Below are 19,533 nucleotides of genomic sequence, written 5' to 3' on the forward strand. Positions count from 1 at the left end.
TGTTTTCGTTATAACTGATCTGATCGACTGATATAAATAAAGTTCAATTGAAGCCTAATTTATTTGTGTATAAGAGTCAGATCCTGACACAGGGGGACTCGGAGAATTGAGGCCTAGAGTAATCTAGGCCTCTTGATTGGTGATAAGGGTGGTAATTCAATGTTTATCTAAGAGCGGTTATGTCGAACAGCAAGAGCCTCAGGCTGATACAATTAAAACGTTGATGTATTACATCTTAACGATGGCTTTTGTTACTTTAAAAGTCCGCACTTCGTTAGGTTCTAAGTAAATAACCGTGCCTTTTTCTGTTGCTGATATAAACCCTTCTGGACGACAGGTTGCAGGTAAAACATTGGCACCGACAGACTGGTCACCGTTAAACAGAATCCAGCGTGTTGCACTATTAAACTCTGCCGTATTAAATTCAGTTGTAAGCTTATGGTGGTCTGAAATGATCATTTCGAACTTAGCAATATCTACATGTGTAGATAAGTCGTCCATACAATAAACAATTTCAGGATCATACATTTCCTTGTTCTCCAACACACTGATCGGTGCCGAATGTTTCAAGCTATCATTGTAAACGGACCACTGTTTGGTTGGATGAACGTGTGCAGGAACACTTTCACGAAGTTTAATCGCTGAATCTGGAATGTTCTGCGTCATCACTGCTCCCTCGAAGAAAGCAGCGTTAGTATGACACATGTATTGTAACGGCATTTTTGTGGTGGCAAGATTTTGGACCGTCATCGTAATGTCAAAAATACCCGCGTTTTTTTGGAGCAACACTGTTGGTGTTGCGATGTAATGATCACCAAAGCCCATGATGTATTCATAAGATCCCGCTAGTGTTATGCTATTTTCATCAACCATTAACCAGGCATAGTCCATTGATGCGCACGGGAATTCACCGTGAAGGACATGATCATCTTGTGGTGTTGGGCAACCCATTCGAAGTAAACCCGCATGAAATGAGTAGCAACCGTAAGTATTAACAATCTGATCGGCAACCTTGGGTTCGTTAAAGGCATTTTTCATGCATAAATCAACACCCAGAAACTCGGCGTCCCAAATCATTTGCCCCATAAAAGGCAAAATAACCAAATGGCCTTGACTGTTCTTCATCTCAACAGCGTGAACGCCTGAATTATAAATAAAAGTGTTGATTTCAAAATCGTCTGATTTGATAACGTTGGTTTTTTCTTTTTTGAAATGATCTTTGTGTAGAGGAATAGTAAACATGATGTTTTCCTTTAAAGAAAATGACCACCCTATTACAGATGGTCATTATTGACTTTTTACGCGTGTTGTCTAGCCAGTGCTAACGTTGCTTTGTGTTTCTTTTCAGTGGCAAAGTAAGAGAAAATCACCCCGAAACAAATGACGTTAACGATAAAGGATTGCTGCATTCCCACATGGTCAGCAAGTAACCCTTGAATAGCAGGCATTACAGCACCACCAATAATGGACATAACAACAATCGCACCGGCTGTTTCGGTATATTTTGTTTCTACCGATTGCAATGTTGACGCGAAGATAGTCGCCCAACCCGGACCAAATAAAGCCGATACAAAAACAGCAACCCATACCGCACTAAAGTCTGGAGCAAAAGACACATAAAGCAGACACGCTATTCCGATAACAGAATAACCTAGTAGCACGTTTTCTTGTGTTATTTTGGTCATAAGGTAGTTGGCAACACATTTACCGATGAAATAAGCCACAAATGCGTATGCCAAGTAGTTTGCCGCATCGCGCTCTGTCATGTTGCCCATTTCGAGTGCTAGACGAATGGTAAAACTCCACACAGCAACTTGCATACCTACGTAAGCAAACTGAGTAACAATACCATTTTTAAAGCGCTTGTTAGTTGACAGATATTTAATTGTTTCACCAAAAGAGGGCTGTTTAGTTTTACCTTCAGCTCTTGGTTTACAGCTAGGAAACTCAGTGATGGCAATCAAAACAGAGATAACCACCAATACACCCACCAGCCATTTGTAAGGCGTTAACGTGTGTTGTAGCACTTGCTGTTTAAACAGTTCTAGCTCTGTTCCAGATAGGGTTTGCATCATTTCACCAATGTTTACACCTTCTTGAAAAACCAAGTATTTACCCATGAGTATGCCCACGATATAACCAAGTGCATTAAACGTTTGAGAGATATTTAGACGCAATGTGGCACGTTGTGGCTCTCCAATCATTGAAGAGTAGGTATTACAAGACGTTTCCAGAAATGATAAACCAATCGCAATACAGAAAATTGCAGCAAGGAACATTGTATAGGTGGCAGCCGTTGATGCAGGATAGAACATCATGCAACCGCCAATATACAGAACTAAACCAATTAAGATGGCTAATTTATAAGATGATTTCTTGATAACCATAGATGCAGGAATCGCAATCAAAAAATAACCACCATAGAATGCTGATTGAACTAATGCTGATGCGAAGTTTGATAATTCAAAAATAGACTTAAATTGAGTAATAAGAATGTCGTTAAGTGCCGCAGCCGCAGCCCATAATGGGAACACCATTGATAATAGGATAAATTGAAAAATAGGCGTTTTATCCAAATAACCATCTTTATGTTGTTTGGTATTATTTTTAATAAACATATCATTCCTTTGTTATTTAGTTATTGGTCTCAATCTTTATTAGAATTTGGGGATTGATTAGCAATGCGTTGCGACAAACTCGTCGAATTGTTCAATGCTTGGATATGAAGACTGTGTGCCTTTTTCTGTAACGCTCAACCCGGCGAACACCGATGCTTTTTTCATTGATGTTTCTACATCACCGGTATTGCAGTAGAAATGAGAGAAACAACCAATAAATGCATCCCCTGCGCCGCTGCTATCCATCGCATCAACCTTAAGTGGCTCGATCATTTTTTCGATACCGTCTTTGGAGAACCATAAAGAACCTTGTGAACCCAAGGTAACAATAAGGTTCTTTAGCCCTTTATCTAACAGTACTTTCGAAGCTTGTTTAATCTCGTCGATGGTAGAGACAGGTTTACCGGTTAAGATCTCTAGTTCTGTTTCGTTTGGAATGAAAAAATCACATTTACAGGCGTAATCAATTGATAGTTCTGGCACTGCAGGAGCAGGATTTAACAGAACCTTGATACCGTATTTGTTACCAAAATCGATTGCGTAATAGACAGTTTCTAGTGGAACTTCTAATTGAAGTACAATCAAGTCGACATCTTTAAGGGTTTTTTCGGCTCTGTCGATATCTTCAGGTTTAAGGAAGTTATTTGCACCCTTAACAATAAGAATTGAGTTTTGTGACGTCGTAGTATTTACGAATATGGGGGCTACACCCGTGCTGCTATGAGGCACTTTAATCACATACTTAGTATCGATACCGTATGATTGAAAGTTCTGAATGCAAGTGTCAGCGAATGTATCGTCACCCACTTTAGAGAGCATCACCACATTGGATCCCAGCTTAGCAATCGCCACCGCTTGATTTGCCCCCTTACCGCCACGGCCAATACGAAAAGCCGGTGCTTCTAGTGTTTCACCCTCTTTAGGTAATCTATCAACGTAAGTAATTAAATCTACGTTGGTTGAACCTATAACTGCAATTTTCTTCATGTCACGCCCCATGTTATTATTCAAACATATATTATTATCTTAATCCGCACTGTTATCATACGAACATTAAGTGATATTATGTTCGCTTTACTGTGTTTATGGCAACAGATAATACACATAAAAGCGTGATATGGCGTGATACACGTCACTCATTAATGTTATAATTATAACAATTTATTATTTTAATGCGTTCAGTCACAAAACCATAGATCACATTTGTTAATACATTTAACATGTCAGTATTGTATGAATGAGAATTGCAGATATATTTTAAGGCTGAAAAATGATTTCCAAGCGGTTAGAGCGGCTAAGAAGAATGATGTCTTGTTTAGACCACCAAGATAAAATTCATATTAAAGAGCTGGTTAGACTCCTAGAGGTATCTGAGATGACTGTTCGACGAGACCTTAACTCTGACTATGCTTCGAATTTTGGTATAGAGTCTTATGGCGGCTATGTCAGAAAAGAAACCAATAAAAATATATTGAACGTGGAGGCTTCCAGTAGCATGGAAGAAAGTACTAAGTTGATTTCTGAGTTGATTTTTTCTGAAGATGTAGTTTTTTTTGACAGCGGAAAATACAATGGTCAACTAATAGACATGATTAACCAAGACGTTTCATTTACGGGTGTAACAACATCGCTAAACACATTCATGTTTTTGAAATCCAAGCCAAACTGTAAACCCGTACTTTTGGGCGGAAGCTATGACGACCTCAATGACGTTTTTATCTCGCATAACAATGACATTCTGAAATCAATGGTGTATAGCAAATCTTTTTTAACGCCCAATGGGTTACATGACGAATTTGGTGCAACAGTAGAAACTGAATATTGCGCAAGCGTCGCAAAAAGTGTGTTGAGTAGGACGATTGAAAAGTACTTAGTTTGTTCAAACGAATCACTTGATACCGTATCAAAATTTAGTGTCTGTGAGGTAGGTGTATTCAACTACTTCATCTCATTTGAAAATACGTCAAACCCTGTGGTTAGCCAAGGGGGAGGCACACTTTAATTGATGTCCAACCATTGCTTAAATTAGGGTTATCCCAACTTATTCTATCCAACAATGAGTTTAGCTTTACACGTAAATGCCACCCCCCCCACATTATTGTACTGAACATTTACCCTGTTTTTGTTGCACAACACCAATCAATTGTAGGCAATGGAATCTACGTCTTACAAAGAAATTGACCTTGACGGTTTGAAGCTCTGTACCTTGCGCTCATGGACTCGCAAGTTGGAGAAATTACCAAGAGAAGATGCGTGGGCGTGTGCGCTCATCTGTAAAAAGGCACTGAAGGTCTTAACTGTGCTTAATGACCAATATCGCTCAAGAAAAGGAGATATTCACTGCTCTCCACGATTTCGCTTTGATGGCAGGGGTGGTAACAACATTTACCGTCAATTGAAAGATGTGGTGTTAAATACATCAAATCTTGGCGAACTATTAAAGTTTTATTCGAAACACCGTGATATTACATATGAACCCGATGAAATGGATGAGGTGTATCGCTTGCTGAATCCAGTTGTGCCCTCTAAATACAATCCTATTAGAGAGCGAGGAAATGGCAAATTTTACTGGCATTTTTCAACTCACTCACTGAGACGAACCATTGCTCATTTTGTTGTGGGAAATGGCTTAGTGTCTCTGGCTGCTTTGAAACACCAGTTTAAGCACATCAGTCTCTCTATGACGGCTATTTATGCCAGTCATGCAGAAGTATTGGCTGCTAGGGATAGAGAATAAAGAGTGTGATAAATATCACTATCAATGTGATTTTTTATTATTATTTTTTAATAACTTAAGATACATTCATATGTAGGATCTTAAGGGGTCGGTCAGAATATTTATCAATATTTAGCATGAAAAAGGTGTCTTCGTGCCTCATTTATGATCTTATTGGTTCGCCAAAACTAAAAAGTAACTGAAACACGAAGATGACGAACCTTACATTATTAACAGAAAAAATAAGCACTATTTTTAACGCTAAAAAACTATTTCATTTAGCCAGAGAAAAGAAATTTATTCTGCGTGCTCGTCAGATCAACCCCCTGAAGTTATTACTCTCAATCACCAATACTTTAGACTGCCAATCAAAAACTAACCTAGCTGATATCCATCGTAATTATCAACGTATTAGTGGTATGCCAATTAACTACAAACTCTTTCATAATCAGCTCAAAAAGCCTCAATGTAGTGAGTTTTTTAAAAGCTGTTTTGAAAACATAATGCAGCAATGGGTACTTCAATCACTCAAGCTCACATCACTACCAACAGGCGCTAAGCTCCTATTTTCAAGGATAAAATTACATGATGGTTGTTCATTTCAAGTACATGATGGCTTACAGGAAACATATCCTGGCCGCTTTAAGAAGCGCTTCCCCGCTGCGATTGAACTTCACGTTACTATGGATCTATTAAGCGGCAGCATCGATTATTTATCCATCGGTGCAGATACCGAGACAGAAAGGCCGCACGCGCCCAAAGCTACATCATTAAACGGTATGTTATTACTGACGGATGCAGGTTATTTTGATCGAAAAAAGATAATCAGCATTGAGCAACAAGGCGGTTATACCATCACTCAAGCTGCTTGTAGTATTAATCTTATCGTTAAAGCAGCTTATAATTTTCAAGGAAAAATCATAAAATCTGCCGTGGGAAAAAAACTTAACACGTTAAAATTAAAGAATAAAAATAGCACACTAGATTTAAGCGTCCGCTGGTCGGGATATGACTTTGATTTTCGTGTGATCGCCTTTTGGTATAAAAAGAAAAAACGTATTGGCTATTTGGTTACCAATCTAGCCGGAGAAACAGTTCCAGCCTCAGATGTTGTTGAATTATATCGCCTGAGATGGCAAATATAATGACTCTTTAAAGAGTTAAAATCGTATTGCAACCTAAAGATATTCAGTACAGAGAATAAACCTATTGTCACCATACTTATTTATGCGAGTTTTATTACGGTTTTGCTCAAGCGATTAATGGCTTACAGTACAGAAGCATTGAAATCATGCTTGATATCGACACAAAAAACGGCACGAACTGCCCCGCATTGGCTATCGTTAATGGTAGAAAAAATTAACGTGGGCGTATCACTTAAAGAAGTACTGCGTGAATCCATTGATATGATCGCTAAGCTATGTAAACGAGCCCATCCGAAGCGAGATTTAAAGGATGGACTTTATCAATTTGGTGTAATTTCACTGGTGGATATTTAAGCATTGTTCAAAAAACAGGCTTACGTACCTACATATGAATGTGGTTTAAAAGATAGAAGTTGAACTATGCTGCCGTAAGCTCACATAAGTATGATGAATTTAGCGTGCGACCACACAGTTGTATGATTACATCAATAAATTTTCAACCTCTCTTTCAAATTTCGTGACGCTAAATATTTGTACTGTCTACTACCTTTCTCTTTGCTCTTAATTAGTAAGTTCAGATCTACTAACTTATCCAGATAGCCTCTGGAAGCTGCTGCCGTAACATTGAACTATGTCTGCCATTCCTTAACTGTGAATTCCCGCCCTGCGTCTTCGAGTGCCTTCTTAATAATCGTGATGTGTGCGTGTTTAAACTCTCTAAAGTATGGAGACTTATACAGGTCCAACCTAGTTCTCTCAATCTGTTCAATTTTCTTCTGCATAAACGTTGTGAAACTTTCCAGAGCTCGAATGATAATACCCATATTAAAATCGATGAAATGTGTAAGATCGAACTCATCTACTTCACTCTTAACAAAAGCGCGAGCATATCTGTTCTTAGTGCTTTTAAGTAGCGACGAAATAGAAATGTACTCGAAGTTGTCATAGCCACCCTGTCCGAGACAATTAATGATAATCCATCAATCGATTTTCGCATATCCGTGACACTTGACACTAAATAAACATTGCCTGTCGGTGTCATAGTCGCGCTGCAACCCAATGGTTAATTTGAGTTTGACTGAGTGTTGAAGGGAATTCAACGCGAATACCATTAGGCAATGACAGCACCACAACATTGGTGCCACCATGTTCAAAGACAATAGGCTGAACCTGCTGCTTGGTCTCTTTTGCATTGAGTTTTTGACCCAATTGTGAAGCGTTTGATAGTTGATTTACCGTTCAGAATAAAATTGCTTGATGGGTAATTGGCTTTGTTTGAACTCAGTGAGCATTTGAGTCCAGTGGTCATGTTTTTAGGGTTGATTCATAGTGCCTCCTTTGTGAGAAAGTACTATGACAAAGTCTTATTCTTATTGGTATGTGGAGTTAATTGACCGCTTACGAATAACCGGCTTTTCCTTCTTATATTGCATCAGGCTTTACACTATTTACGAAAAATAGCCATTATTTTAATGCTATTACTTATATTTTTTAGACCAAATTAACCGCTTTAATGAAAATTTCAATTTATCTTAAACAAACCAACCCTTAAAGTAATTTTTTTAACAAATATTATCAATGACTTATATTTACTGATGTAGATTAATATACAAAGTTAAAAATAATCACTCTATAAGTTAAACTTTTTTAACACTTCTTCCGTATGAAACACATCTTTAGGCTCATACCACTTAAGTATGATGATTTAATATATTTTAAGGGTAATGAAATTATAGGTCAGATATTTAGTTTTTATCTAAAAGATAGATTCTGAAACAGATAAAAAACAAGTGTCATATGTCATCTTGTAGTGGACATTTTGACACTAAAAATAATATTCACGCTTTATTTGCAGAGGTTTTAAATGACACACAACTTATCTTCCGGCGATACAGTCGGTATGTCTTTTTGGCTAATATCTATGGCACTTGTTGCTGCCACAGCTTTTTTCTTTGTTGAGCGCGACCGCGTGGCAGGCAAATGGAAAACATCCCTGACTGTGTCAGGGCTTGTTACGCTAATTGCGGCAGTGCATTATTTTTACATGCGCGATGTTTGGGTCGCTACCGGTGAATCACCAACAGCATTTCGATACATTGACTGGTTGTTGACCGTACCACTACTGATGGTAGAGTTTTATTTGATTCTATCTGCAGTTGCTAAAGTTCCTGCTGGTGTTTTCTGGCGTTTACTTATCGGTTCTATTGTTATGTTGGGCTTCGGTTACGCTGGTGAAACCGGATTAATGAGTGCGAAAATAGCATTTTGGCCATCAATGGCAGCTTGGGGCTTCATAATCTGGGAAATATTTAAAGGTGAAGCAAGCCGGATTAATGCTGGATTAGCAAATCCTCATGTACAAAAAGCCTATAAAACAATGACGCTTCTGGTCACAGTTGGTTGGGCTATTTATCCACTAGGTTATTTTGTGGGTTATTTCACGAATGGCGCAGACGCCGGTACTATGAATATTATTTATAACGTAGCCGACTTCTGGAACAAAATAGCTTTTGGTGTTGTTATCTGGGCAGCGGCAGTCGCTGACACAGACTCAAAACAAGCATCATCGATTAAAACAAGCTAGATAGACTAAAAAATTGGGAGAGTCGATTTCTGACTCTCCTTTTTAAAAAGTAAAATAATAAAGTAATCATTTATAGGTTACATATTTTAAGGGTACTAATAATGTTCCCAACAAACACAAATAATGTTCTAACATTGAAAAACTTGGATGCCTTTTATAAGGATGAAATGCCAAATTCAAACAGTCGTCTAACTGAGGCAGCTAGATATCATTTTAAAAATCCAGGGAAATCTTTTCGAGCGCAGCTTGCATTATCAAGTGGTGCAGCACTAGGTCTAAACGAGCATGACAATTTACATTGGGCAGCAGCTTGCGAGCTATTGCATAACGCATCACTAATACACGATGATATTAGCGACTCTAGTACTCATCGGCGCGGTCAAGAAAGTATTAATAAGCATTTCGGTTCTGATATGGCTTTATGTTTGGGTGATTGGATGGTCGCTAAAGCTTTTGAGCTAGCTTCTAGAAATAGTGGTTACGGCGGTCCACTTGTCGGACTACTTGCCCAATCTATGCAGGAAACATGTAGTGGTCAAATATCAGATATCACTCAGCGTCAGTGTGCTGAATTAGACGAGTGGCAACGAATTGCTAAAGGTAAAACAGCACCGCTTCTAATTGCTCCAATTAAAGGAGCTGCTTTAGCCGCAGGCTTCAGTAGCAATTTAGACAGTTTAAAATCTCTAGAAACCCTAGTGGGTTTCTGTGGTCTTGCTTATCAAGGTCGTAACGACATCGATGATATTGTGCCATCAAGCCATCGATCAAGTGATCTAGACGGGCGAAAACCCAACTTGGTCATTAGCTTATTCGCTCAAGAAGCTCTAGGTCGAGATAATTTTAATGCCTGGTACATGTCCAGCGATAATTTGTTATTAACGCATTGGCAACGACGTATCGCCTCGAGTGAAGCGATTCTACAAGCTAATGAATTTGTTGATTACTGGTTAGTAAAAGCAGAGCTGCTTGTTAATCGGTTGCCCACCCAACTTCAGCCAGTGGCTTGTGGATTGGTTGCATCAGTAAAACAAAAAATAGTGATTAAATATCAGGGGTGGTCCGGTTGAATTCAAAAATAAAGGTAACCGATAAAACAGCAGTAGTGATTGGTGCAGGTTTCGCTGGCATAGCTACTGCTTTAAGGCTAAGAGCTTTAGGGTATCAGGTAACATTACTTGAGCGACTCGATAGTTTAGGTGGTAGGGCTCAGGTCTTTGAGCGTGGTGGGTATCGCCATGATGCGGGTCCAACGGTTATAACCGCACCTTTTTTATTCGATGAGTTATTTGAACTCTTTGATGAAAAAATTGAGGAACACTTAGAATTTGTTCCTTTGGATCCTTTCTATCGCTTTCATTTTGCCGACGGCAGCCAATTTGACTATTGCGCTAGTATCGAAGATACGCTAACTGAGATAAGACGCTTTAGTCCCGAAGACGCAGATGGCTATTTAAAGCTTCTAGATAAATCTAAAAAGGTTTATGACGTAGCGTTCAAAAAACTTGTTCACAGGCCTTTTACCCATGTTTGGGATATGGTCAGACAGATCCCCGCTCTGCTGATCTTAGAATGTTACAAAACTGTTTCACAGATGGTAAATAATCATTTAAAGCATCCTTTGATACGCCAAGCATTTTCAATACATCCTTTATTGGTGGGTGGAAACCCGTTTAAAACTACAGCTATTTACACCTTAATTCATTACCTAGAACGCCGCTGGGGGGTATTTTTCTGTATGGGTGGCACCGGAAAGTTGGTTGATGAATTAGGTGCACTTATGGAGCGCCAGAGTATCGATATTTTACTCAATGCTGATGTAGATGAAATTATTGTTACCAACAATACTGCTACTGGAGTTCGACTGAATAACAACCAGACAATTAATGCTGACTTAGTGGTTTTTGCTGGAGATCCTGAGACTTGCTATCGACATCTACTGCCTAAAATCAAACTTAGCCTGCCCAAAATTAAGAAACAGTATAGCATGGGGCTTTATGTGCTTTATTTTGGTACTAAAAAATTATATCCAGATGTAGCTCATCACAGCATTTGGATGGGTCCTCGTTTTAAAGAGTTACTCTCCGAAATTTTCGATGATAAAAAGATGAGTGAAGATTTTAGTTTGTATGTACATCGCCCTACTGCGACAGATAAAAGTTTTGCGCCAGAGGGATGTGAATCTTTTTATGTCTTATGTCCGGTACCTAATTTACAAGGTAACGTAGATTGGAGCACCCAAGCAGAAGTATTGCGCGATCGTATTGTTAAGGCACTAGAAGAGACTATATTACCTGAGCTCTCATCTGTAATTGAGGAAGTATTTTGGATGACTCCAGAGGATTTTGCTAAGGACTATCGTTCTATGCATGGTGCAGGTTTCTCTATTGAACCACGACTTACCCAATCAGCTTGGTTCCGATTTCATAACCGCGATAGCGCTATTTCTAATCTTTACTTTGTCGGCGCCGGTACTCACCCAGGTGCAGGTCTTCCCGGTGTTATAAGCTCTGCGAAAGTAGTAGAAGAATTACTGACAGGCGTTGAAGTTGGATCGGGCGGATAGATGATGGATAATTCGCAGTCAGATAATATATCATCAAAAAAATTAATGGCTCGTCACGGCAAATCATTTTATTGGGCCAGCCTATTTCTTGGTTCCAACTTAGCTAACAGTGCTGCGCAACTTTACAAATTTTGCCGCTTTGTTGACGACTTAGCAGATGGAGATATTCCAGACCGTCAAGCATTACTAGAGAACATTCGCGCCTGCCTCAATGGCCATAATCAACCTGCAAGTTCTGAAATAGACGCTTTTTTAAATCTGGCCGCCAAGCATAATATCCCTCTTACAGCGGCAACTGAATTACTAGATGGTATGTTGAGTGATCAAACGCCAACTACTTTTGAGAGTGAAGCAGAATTACTGCGCTATTGTTATGCCGTTGCAGGGACCGTAGGGATTATGATGTGCCGAGTGCTAAACTGTAAAGAACAACGTGCAGAAAGCTTTGCTATAGACCTTGGTATTGCAATGCAGTTGACCAATATTGCTCGAGACGTCTTAGAAGATGCTCAGATGGCACGCCGTTACCTGCCGGCGTGCTGGGTAAACTTAACGGCTTCTGAAATTGCTGGTATGAATGCCACATGTCATGAGCCTGTCGCTTTAGCCATTAAGCGTATACTCGATCTTGCCGAGGATTACTATGAAAGCGCTCTACTTGGCATCCAATTGCTGCCCTTTCGGTCGCGTTTTTCAATTACTGTCGCCTTACGCGTTTATCGGCAAATTGGTATATCACTAAGGGAACGTGATTTTTGTTGGTGGCATGGTAGAGTTTATGTCGCGACGCCAAAGAAAGCCTTATTAAGTTTGCGCAGTATTGTAGATTTAATACCCACAAAAGTGCCGTCTCATAACAAGCAATTGCATCGACATTTAAAGGGGGTATAAGGTGTCGCGTCTTCATAATAATTTGAATAAAATAACCAAACTTGATATCGCCATTATTGGCGGCGGCAGTGCAGGCATAAGTCTTGCTGCCAAGCTGAACAATGTCTCTGCGGTTGTTGTAGAACCCAGAACGCCGATTGAGCGAGATTGTAGCTGGGCCTTATGGGCTAATTACGCCCAAAAAACACAATTTCAGACCGCTATTAAAGGTAGCTGGCAGCAGTGGCGAGTGACTGACCACCACACTGAGGTTCTCCACAGTAGTGACCAGTTCCATTATATTAGCCTAAGTTCAGCTAAATATATGGGACAGTGTGAGAAGAATTTAGCCGAAGGTGTTGATTTAATTCGTGCTACGGCAGAAGATATTCTTACTGAGGGAATAGGTGGCTCATTTAGCGCCGGAGGTCAACAATATAAAGCTGAAAAAATTTATGACAGTCGACCACTAAAGGTTTCTGAAGACAGCTTAAAGCAGCATTTTTTAGGCTGGGAAATTCGTACAAAAGCCCCAATCAGTGATCCCCAAATTGCAACTTTAATGGATTTCCGCGTAGACCAATCTCGCGGGCTCCACTTTATATATGTTCTGCCTTTCTCAGATCGACGCTTGTTAATTGAGTCGACTATGATATCTAAAAAATTGGAAGACAAAGAGTGGTATCGCCAAGCTATTTACCAATGGCTTAAGGAGCAAGAAATTGAAATAGAGGAAACATTAGCCGAAGAAACGGGTATTATTCCCATGCAATCAATAAACCCATTAGATATAAAATCTGGAGCGATTGGTGCTGCAAGTGGAGCAGTTAGGCTTTCCTCAGGTTATGCATTTGCCAGTATTCAGGAACAGATAAGTAAATTGGCTGAGTGTATCAGTTGTGGCGATTTTTCAGTTCCTGCACCTATTCACCCATTTTTAAACCATATGGATAAGATATTTAATGGAGTATTGATGGCACACCCTGAGCTCGGCGTTACCATTATGATGCGCACGGCAAAAGCGTTAGATGCTGATGGTTTTGCGCGCTTCATGCTCGGTTCGGCTACATTAATTGATTGGGCTAAAGTCATTTTAGCTATGCCAAAAGTATCATTTTTAAAACAGATTTTTCGTCAATGACAAGCTGGGATATGCTCGCTATTTGCGCTGTATTATTATTTGGCGTACCCCATGGCGGGCTAGATGGTGCTGTTGCGCGTCGTATTGGTTGGTCATCAGGTATTCAATCATGGTGTCTTTTTCACTTTACTTATATTATTTTAGCCGCTTTAGTTACCCTGCTTTGGTGGTTATTCCCGCTGGCCAGTCTCGGCGTATTCTTATTAATATCAGCACTGCACTTTGGTGCTAGTGATATTGTTGATATAGGCACTGATTTACTACCTTGGGCTGCTCATGGCGGTTTAGTTGGTATTGTTATTCCCAACCTTCATCCCATATTGGTTGAGCCTATTTTTACCATTCTGGTTGGTGCGGATAATGCTAGCCTATTGATGAACTGCATCACCAGCTTATTTTTTCCTTGGTTACTTAGCCTAATAGGTTACTGTTTCTTCGCTTATTGGCAGGTTAAATATCGTAAATCGTTAATTAACCTGCTGGTGCTAGTAGGGTTAGTTTTTATACTTCCGCCATTAATTAGTTTCTCGTTATACTTTTGCCTCTGGCACAGCAAAGGTCATACACTTCGTCTGTGGCATAGTTTAGACGTAACTGAGCGACGCCGCAGTGCAGTTGAGGCGGCAATATATACCGTAATCTCTTGGCTAGCAGCAGGATTTATTTTTTACTCTTATCAAGAACCCTCTTCTATTACATTAATAAAGGTTACCTTTATAGGTCTGGCAGCACTCACCTTACCCCACATGCTACTTGTCGATTACGCTGATAGGCAATACTACACTAGAGGAAGACCACTATGACGGATATTAGTACCCGCAAAGCAGACCATATTGCACTTGCATTACAGTCTTCACATCAGGCTAGCCAAGGTGCTGGGTTTGATCGTATACGATTTGAGCCTAATCCACTCCCCCAAATATCTCTCCAAGATGTCGAATTCAACAGCGATTTTTTAGACAGACGCGTGGCGGCGCCATTTATGATTGGCGCCATGACAGGTGGTTGCGATAATGGTGAGATTATTAACCAACATCTCGCCGAAGCTGCTCAGACTTGTAACATTCCAATGTCACTCGGCTCTCAACGAGCGGCACTGGAACGCGGTTTACCACAAAATGTTAGGCGATGGGCTCCTTCAGCTATTGTGCTTGGCAACGTAGGTGCCACTCAATTGCAGCAACATGGCTTAGACTTAGCAAAACGTGCGGTGGACTCGGTCGAAGCAAATGCGCTAGTCATCCACCTCAACCCTCTTCAGGAACTAATACAGCCAGATGGCGATCGGGATTGGAATAAGGTATTAGAAGCGATTCAACACTGTGCTGACAAACTTAACGTACCTGTCATCGTTAAAGAAGTGGGTGCAGGTATGGGTCCTAATAGCGTTAAAAAGTTAATGGATGCTGGTATTAAATGGATTGAAATTGCTGGACGCGGCGGTACTAACTGGGCAAGTATTGAATTAAGTCGAAACGGATCTGAACGAGAACGAGAAATCGCGAGTGCCTTTCTTGAATGGGGTATGGACACGGTTGAAATACTGCCTGCAGTGCATGCAGCGTGCCCAAGCTTAAATTTCATTGGCTCAGGTGGAGTGCGTAATGGCTTGCATATAGCTATTTGTATTCGATTAGGAGCAAAGATGACAGCTTTAGCTCAACCATTTCTAGCTCCAGCCTTAATATCAACAGAAGCTGTTATCGAAAAAATTTCGATTGTTGAAGAACAGTTACGCTGGGCAATGTTTTTAACCGGCAGTCAAAAATTATCAGATTTACGTAAGGCGACTCTTCAAAAAAGTTTTAACCAAAGAATTTGAGAGTTTAGCAAAAAAAGAAGTATTTGTTGTACCTACTGACAAATTCTTTTAACCATTTTCTGTTAAAACCTTCTGATGGCCATCGAGGGTGATTGCGAGAGGTAACAACACCTAAATCGTATATCTTGGCTCGCATCGTTAAGCTTTTCACGGGCGCACGGTTAACTGAATGCAACACCAAATTTCTCTTCAACCATGTTTCTGTCCAAACTCAACGTTTAGTAGCCCTACAGTGTGGTCACCTGTTTCATTGTGGTGCACTTCCCAACCACTTTATAGCTGTATATATCTTCTGTCATATACCGATAATAGTGTTGACCCAAAAACCTTGTCAGTAAGCAGCTGGTATCCCAACTCCACACCTCATTCGCTTTTTTAGCCGTGTAGCTCATCGGTTTTTTATTGTTATTTCACGGTTGAGCTTTGCCTCGGTGGTGCAGCATATATAGCCGATTTCAATATACAATAAAACTCAGATCTCGAGGCGATATACTCTCATCTGTTAGCTATAGTGGTAATGAGGCAAACTCATTCTCATTACCAAGGTCAGTCACTGCCTTTCTTTTGCTCTCGCTTAGTTTATTCAACGGCTCCGGCCTCATCGCTGCAAGCCTTTTCTCTGAGCCAATTGAACCTTCTACTCGCCAATGCGGTAAGGTTGTTGTTGATAACCCAAACTTCACATGCCCTATCTTGCCTCGCACCTAACGCGACTGCTCTGCTAATGATCTGTGCATGATTTAACATTTTAGCCTGCTGTTACCGCTGTTGTTACTTGGTGTTTCTTTGTAAAACGCCAGCGCTTCTCGGCGCCCACAATAACGGATATAAGGGCACCACAGGAGAACACTCGAATCCATGAATAGAGGTCTATTGGGGCAGAATTAAACCATGCATTCATTATCGGCAAATAGGTAAACAAGCCCTGAAGTACTGCCATAATGATTATACCAAACCAAATCCAAGGATTGCTAAATAAACCCACTGAGAAAATCGACCGTTCAAACGAGCGACAGTTCAATAGATAGAAGGCCTCGCCGACCACAAACATGGCAACCGCCACGGTTTGGGCTTGCTCTTCGCTGGCACCCAGACTCAACTCTAATTCGTAAAGACCAAAAGCCGTGATGCACAATAAAGATGACACCAACACAATACGCCATAATAATATACTGTCGATAATAGGCGCATTTGGGATATTAGGTGGGCGCAGCATAATACCTTTTTCTTTCGGTTCAAAAGCAAGCATTAAGCCTAAGAAAATAGCCGTCGTCATATTTATCCAAAGAATATGTACGGGCAACAGCGGTAGCGATACACCTAAAATAACAGCGACAAGAATGACTAAGCCTTCGCCGCCGTTGGTCGGTAGCGTCCATACGATGAATTTTTTTAAGTTATCAAAAACGCCTCGTCCTTCTTCTACAGCATCTCTTACGGTTGCAAAGTTGTCATCGGTAAGCATCATGTCGGCCGCATCGCGTGCTACTTCCGTGCCGTTTAATGCCATGGCAACGCCAATGTCAGCACGCCTCAATGCAGGTGCATCATTTACACCATCGCCGGTCATTGCAACCACTTGATCTTGCGCTTGTAGGGCCTTTACAAGTTGTAATTTATTTTCAGGAGTGACCCGAGCAAATACTTTGAATGTTAGTGCGGCTTTCATCAGTTCGTCATGCGTAAGCAGTGCCAGCTCTTGACCTGTAATAGTGGCATTGCCGCTAGCGTTGTCTACAATAGTAAGCTGATGAGCGATGCTAGTAGCCGTCAAAGCATGATCGCCGGTGATCATTTTCACATCAATACCAGCAAGGTAGCAGGCTTTTACGGCCTCTATCGCTTCTGGACGAGGCGGGTCTATCATCGCTTGTAATCCCAGAAACTCTAAATTTTGAGCTAGAAATTCGTGGCTAATACTACTGCTATTTGAGTCTACTCGCTTGCGTGCAAACGCCAGCACGCGCAAGCCGCGACTGGCCATTTCTTGCACCTGCTGATGAATACGATCATTGGCAAGTTCAACCTGTTCACCATTATGATCGAGCATACAAATACATTTTGGTAAAATACTCTCAATAGAGCCTTTCATGTAAACAACATTACCTTCTTCTTCAGCATTTAAAATTGCCATGTACTGATATTCTGATTGAAAAGGGATTATGTCTAAACGATTCTGCGTAAGCTGGCTTTCGTTAATACCCGCCTTGGCAGCCGAAACAATTAAAGCAGCTTCTGTAGGGTCACCAGTAATAGTCCATTGCTGATGCGATTTTTCGAGCGTAAGGTCAGGAGCGTTGACTAGCGCATCATTACATAAAAAACCCGCTTTTAAGGTGGTGAATCCGGCTGAAATAGTAGGCAAAGTTGCTACCTTACCGCCGTCATTAAATTCTCCGTGTGGATCATAACCACTTCCGCTAACACTAAAGCTGCGGCCTCCAGCCCATATATCGGTAACCGTCATTTGGTTTTTAGTAAGGGTACCGGTTTTGTCGGAACAAATTACCGTGGTGCTGCCTAAAGTCTCAACCGCGGGTAAGTTGCGTATTACGGCGTTTTTTTTTGCCATTCGAGATACGCCAATTGCCAGCATGATAGTCACCGCAGCGGGCAGGCCTTCTGGAATCGCACCTACGGCAAGTGCAACCGCTGCCATAAAGGTATCAATTAGGGGTCTGCCGTGGAGCCAGCCAATAAATACGGTGAGGGACGCTAGTCCAAGAATGGCATAAAGCAGCACATGGCTAAAACTCGCAATTCGTTTGGTAAGTGGGGTATCGAGCGTTTCAGTGGTGGCAATCATTTCAGAAATTTTACCGATTTCTGTATTATCACCGATGTGCACAACAACACCTATGCCAGTGCCGTAGGTCACTAGTGTAGAAGAAAAGGCCATATTACGTCTATCGCCTAATAAGCATTTTTCAGATAACGTGGATACGTCTTTCTCGGTCGGTAACGATTCGCCAGTAAGTGACGATTCATCAATTTTTAAGTCGCGTATTTTGATTAAGCGAAGGTCTGCAGGTGTTTTATCGCCTGCTTGTAATATGACAACATCGCCTAGCACTAATTCTTCAGCTAATATTTCTTGACGTTTGCCAGCGCGTAATACGGTTGTTTTTGTCTTTACCGAGTTAGAAAGTGAATTTATTGCATTTAAGGCCTTCGATTCTTGTACAAAGCCAATAATAGCGTTAACCAAAACCACTGCAAATATAACGGCCGAGTCAACCCACTCGTGCAGCAGCAAGGTAACCACGCATGCCGCCAGTAAAATATAAACAAGCGGTTGATTAAACTGTAGTAAAAAACGTTTCAGCGGACCGGTGCCTTTATGCTCAGTAATTTTGTTGTGGCCAAACTGCTCGCGCCTTTCAATAATCTCATCTAAACTGAGACCTTCTTTAACGTTTGTCGCTAACGAAGACGCCACGCTGTCAGTACTTTGGTCGTGCCATGTCGACTTGAGTTCCATTGCTCTCTCCAAATTGACCAGATACTAATATAGGTATACTAGCGTTTTAATATACTGAGTTGTTATTCAAAAAACAGTCGTTAAATAGCTGTCGAAAGATCGAGAAAACCGATAACTTGATTTAAAAAGACAATAAAATACGAGTTTATATATTCTGGGTTTTGTCTTGATTTGAGCCAAGCCAGCTGTGGCAAGCTGATTACCGAAGGATTGTTAGATGCCAGTCTGATATGTACTAACGCTGTCAGTAATCGCTGGATAAATGTCGTTATTTTTATCCATTGTGGAAAAATGATGAAACTTTTTGATTGCTAGATTAATGGTGAAGAATAAATGTTTACAGCCCCTCTTATTAAATCGTTACTGGTATGATGATAGATATCAAAATACTTGATTCTATTGCGCTATTGAACATACAAGCAGCATTCTCGACCATTGTACTGTGAGCTTACGGCAGTATAGCGTGACATCATCAATTTACAGGCACAGCTTGACCTAGGCGGTTAAGCCTACGTTAATCTGTTTAGGTGGGGTTTATCTAAATGACTTAACTTTTGGTGATATAATTCCACGGTAAGTCATTTTCTGGG

At 40.7% G+C, this 19,533-nt stretch carries 17 protein-coding genes and 1 pseudogene; 11 read left to right on the forward strand and 7 right to left on the reverse strand.

The features are described from left to right. Positions 1-228 precede the first annotated feature (228 nt). Genes AAEZ02_RS19505 through rbsK form a run of 3 tightly spaced genes read right to left on the reverse strand, consistent with a single transcriptional unit; the run spans position 229 to position 3,605 of the window. Positions 229-1,242 carry a DUF4432 family protein gene (locus AAEZ02_RS19505; protein ID WP_124013314.1) on the reverse strand — a complete coding sequence of 338 codons (1,014 nt, stop codon included), beginning with the start codon at positions 1,240-1,242 and terminating at the stop codon, positions 229-231. Positions 1,243-1,298: 56 nt separating this feature from the next. Continuing rightward, positions 1,299-2,618, reverse strand: a complete 1,320-nt coding sequence (gene fucP, locus AAEZ02_RS19510; RefSeq protein WP_124013313.1) for an L-fucose:H+ symporter permease — start codon at positions 2,616-2,618, stop codon at positions 1,299-1,301. Between the two features lie 57 nt (positions 2,619-2,675). Next, entirely contained in the window at positions 2,676-3,605 is a 930-nt protein-coding gene (gene rbsK, locus AAEZ02_RS19515) for a ribokinase (protein ID WP_124013312.1), read from the reverse strand. Between the two features lie 283 nt (positions 3,606-3,888). Between rbsK and AAEZ02_RS19520 the strand changes: the two genes are divergently transcribed. The 4 genes from AAEZ02_RS19520 to AAEZ02_RS19535 all read left to right on the forward strand — a co-directional run bounded on the left by AAEZ02_RS19520 (position 3,889) and on the right by AAEZ02_RS19535 (position 6,833). Beyond that, positions 3,889-4,620 (forward strand): DeoR/GlpR family DNA-binding transcription regulator, encoded by a 732-nt coding sequence (locus tag AAEZ02_RS19520; RefSeq protein WP_124013311.1) that lies wholly within the window; start codon positions 3,889-3,891, stop codon positions 4,618-4,620. A 225-nt stretch (positions 4,621-4,845) separates the two neighbouring features. After that, positions 4,846-5,355 (forward strand): site-specific integrase, encoded by a 510-nt coding sequence (locus tag AAEZ02_RS19525; RefSeq protein WP_233768492.1) that lies wholly within the window; start codon positions 4,846-4,848, stop codon positions 5,353-5,355. 191 nt (positions 5,356-5,546) lie between these two features. Then, a complete protein-coding gene (locus AAEZ02_RS19530) occupies positions 5,547-6,479 on the forward strand; it encodes an IS4 family transposase (RefSeq protein WP_351124626.1) in 933 nt (310 codons plus the stop codon). A gap of 117 nt (positions 6,480-6,596) precedes the next feature. After that, positions 6,597-6,833 carry a hypothetical protein gene (locus AAEZ02_RS19535; protein ID WP_351124629.1) on the forward strand — a complete coding sequence of 79 codons (237 nt, stop codon included), beginning with the start codon at positions 6,597-6,599 and terminating at the stop codon, positions 6,831-6,833. 505 nt (positions 6,834-7,338) lie between these two features. Here AAEZ02_RS19535 and tnpB read toward each other — a convergent pair. After that, on the reverse strand, positions 7,339-7,521 hold the full coding sequence (gene tnpB, locus AAEZ02_RS19540; RefSeq protein ID WP_124013308.1) for an IS66 family insertion sequence element accessory protein TnpB: 183 nt from the start codon (positions 7,519-7,521) through the stop codon (positions 7,339-7,341). After that, positions 7,518-7,688: a hypothetical protein gene (locus AAEZ02_RS19545; RefSeq protein WP_164839457.1), complete on the reverse strand. Its 171-nt coding sequence runs from the start codon at positions 7,686-7,688 to the stop codon at positions 7,518-7,520. The genes tnpB and AAEZ02_RS19545 overlap by 4 nt, the downstream gene beginning before the upstream one ends. 691 nt (positions 7,689-8,379) lie before the next feature. On the opposite strand from AAEZ02_RS19545, the gene AAEZ02_RS19550 reads away from it, so the two are divergent. The 7 genes from AAEZ02_RS19550 (at position 8,380) to fni (ending at position 15,462) form a co-directional block, all read left to right on the forward strand. Next, positions 8,380-9,063 carry a bacteriorhodopsin-like gene (locus AAEZ02_RS19550; protein WP_351124641.1) on the forward strand — a complete coding sequence of 228 codons (684 nt, stop codon included), beginning with the start codon at positions 8,380-8,382 and terminating at the stop codon, positions 9,061-9,063. Positions 9,064-9,230: 167 nt separating this feature from the next. After that, the gene (locus AAEZ02_RS19555; RefSeq protein WP_206191856.1) at positions 9,231-10,133 is read left to right on the forward strand and encodes a polyprenyl synthetase family protein; all 903 of its coding nucleotides are present in this window, start codon (positions 9,231-9,233) and stop codon (positions 10,131-10,133) included. Beyond that, positions 10,130-11,629 (forward strand): phytoene desaturase family protein, encoded by a 1,500-nt coding sequence (crtI, locus tag AAEZ02_RS19560; RefSeq protein WP_233768491.1) that lies wholly within the window; start codon positions 10,130-10,132, stop codon positions 11,627-11,629. Before AAEZ02_RS19555 ends, crtI begins: the two co-directional genes overlap by 4 nt. Next, positions 11,630-12,520 carry a phytoene/squalene synthase family protein gene (locus AAEZ02_RS19565; protein ID WP_206191855.1) on the forward strand — a complete coding sequence of 297 codons (891 nt, stop codon included), beginning with the start codon at positions 11,630-11,632 and terminating at the stop codon, positions 12,518-12,520. 1 nt (position 12,521) lies between these two features. Continuing rightward, positions 12,522-13,640, forward strand: a complete 1,119-nt coding sequence (locus AAEZ02_RS19570; RefSeq protein ID WP_124013305.1) for a lycopene cyclase family protein — start codon at positions 12,522-12,524, stop codon at positions 13,638-13,640. Then, positions 13,637-14,443: a Brp/Blh family beta-carotene 15,15'-dioxygenase gene (locus tag AAEZ02_RS19575; protein ID WP_124013304.1), complete on the forward strand. Its 807-nt coding sequence runs from the start codon at positions 13,637-13,639 to the stop codon at positions 14,441-14,443. The genes AAEZ02_RS19570 and AAEZ02_RS19575 overlap by 4 nt, the downstream gene beginning before the upstream one ends. Next, entirely contained in the window at positions 14,440-15,462 is a 1,023-nt protein-coding gene (fni, locus tag AAEZ02_RS19580) for a type 2 isopentenyl-diphosphate Delta-isomerase (protein WP_351124637.1), read from the forward strand. Before AAEZ02_RS19575 ends, fni begins: the two co-directional genes overlap by 4 nt. Positions 15,463-15,487: 25 nt before the next feature. Here the strand turns inward: fni and AAEZ02_RS19585 are convergent. Further along, positions 15,488-16,200: pseudogene (locus AAEZ02_RS19585) on the reverse strand (transposase family protein); the annotation flags it as partial. Positions 16,201-16,210: 10 nt separating this feature from the next. Continuing rightward, positions 16,211-18,943 (reverse strand): cation-transporting P-type ATPase, encoded by a 2,733-nt coding sequence (locus AAEZ02_RS19590; RefSeq protein ID WP_124013302.1) that lies wholly within the window; start codon positions 18,941-18,943, stop codon positions 16,211-16,213. Positions 18,944-19,533: the final 590 nt, after the last annotated feature.

It is taken from the genome of Shewanella sp. T24-MNA-CIBAN-0130, assembly GCF_040310185.1.
Classification (GTDB): domain Bacteria; phylum Pseudomonadota; class Gammaproteobacteria; order Enterobacterales; family Shewanellaceae; genus Shewanella; species Shewanella psychromarinicola.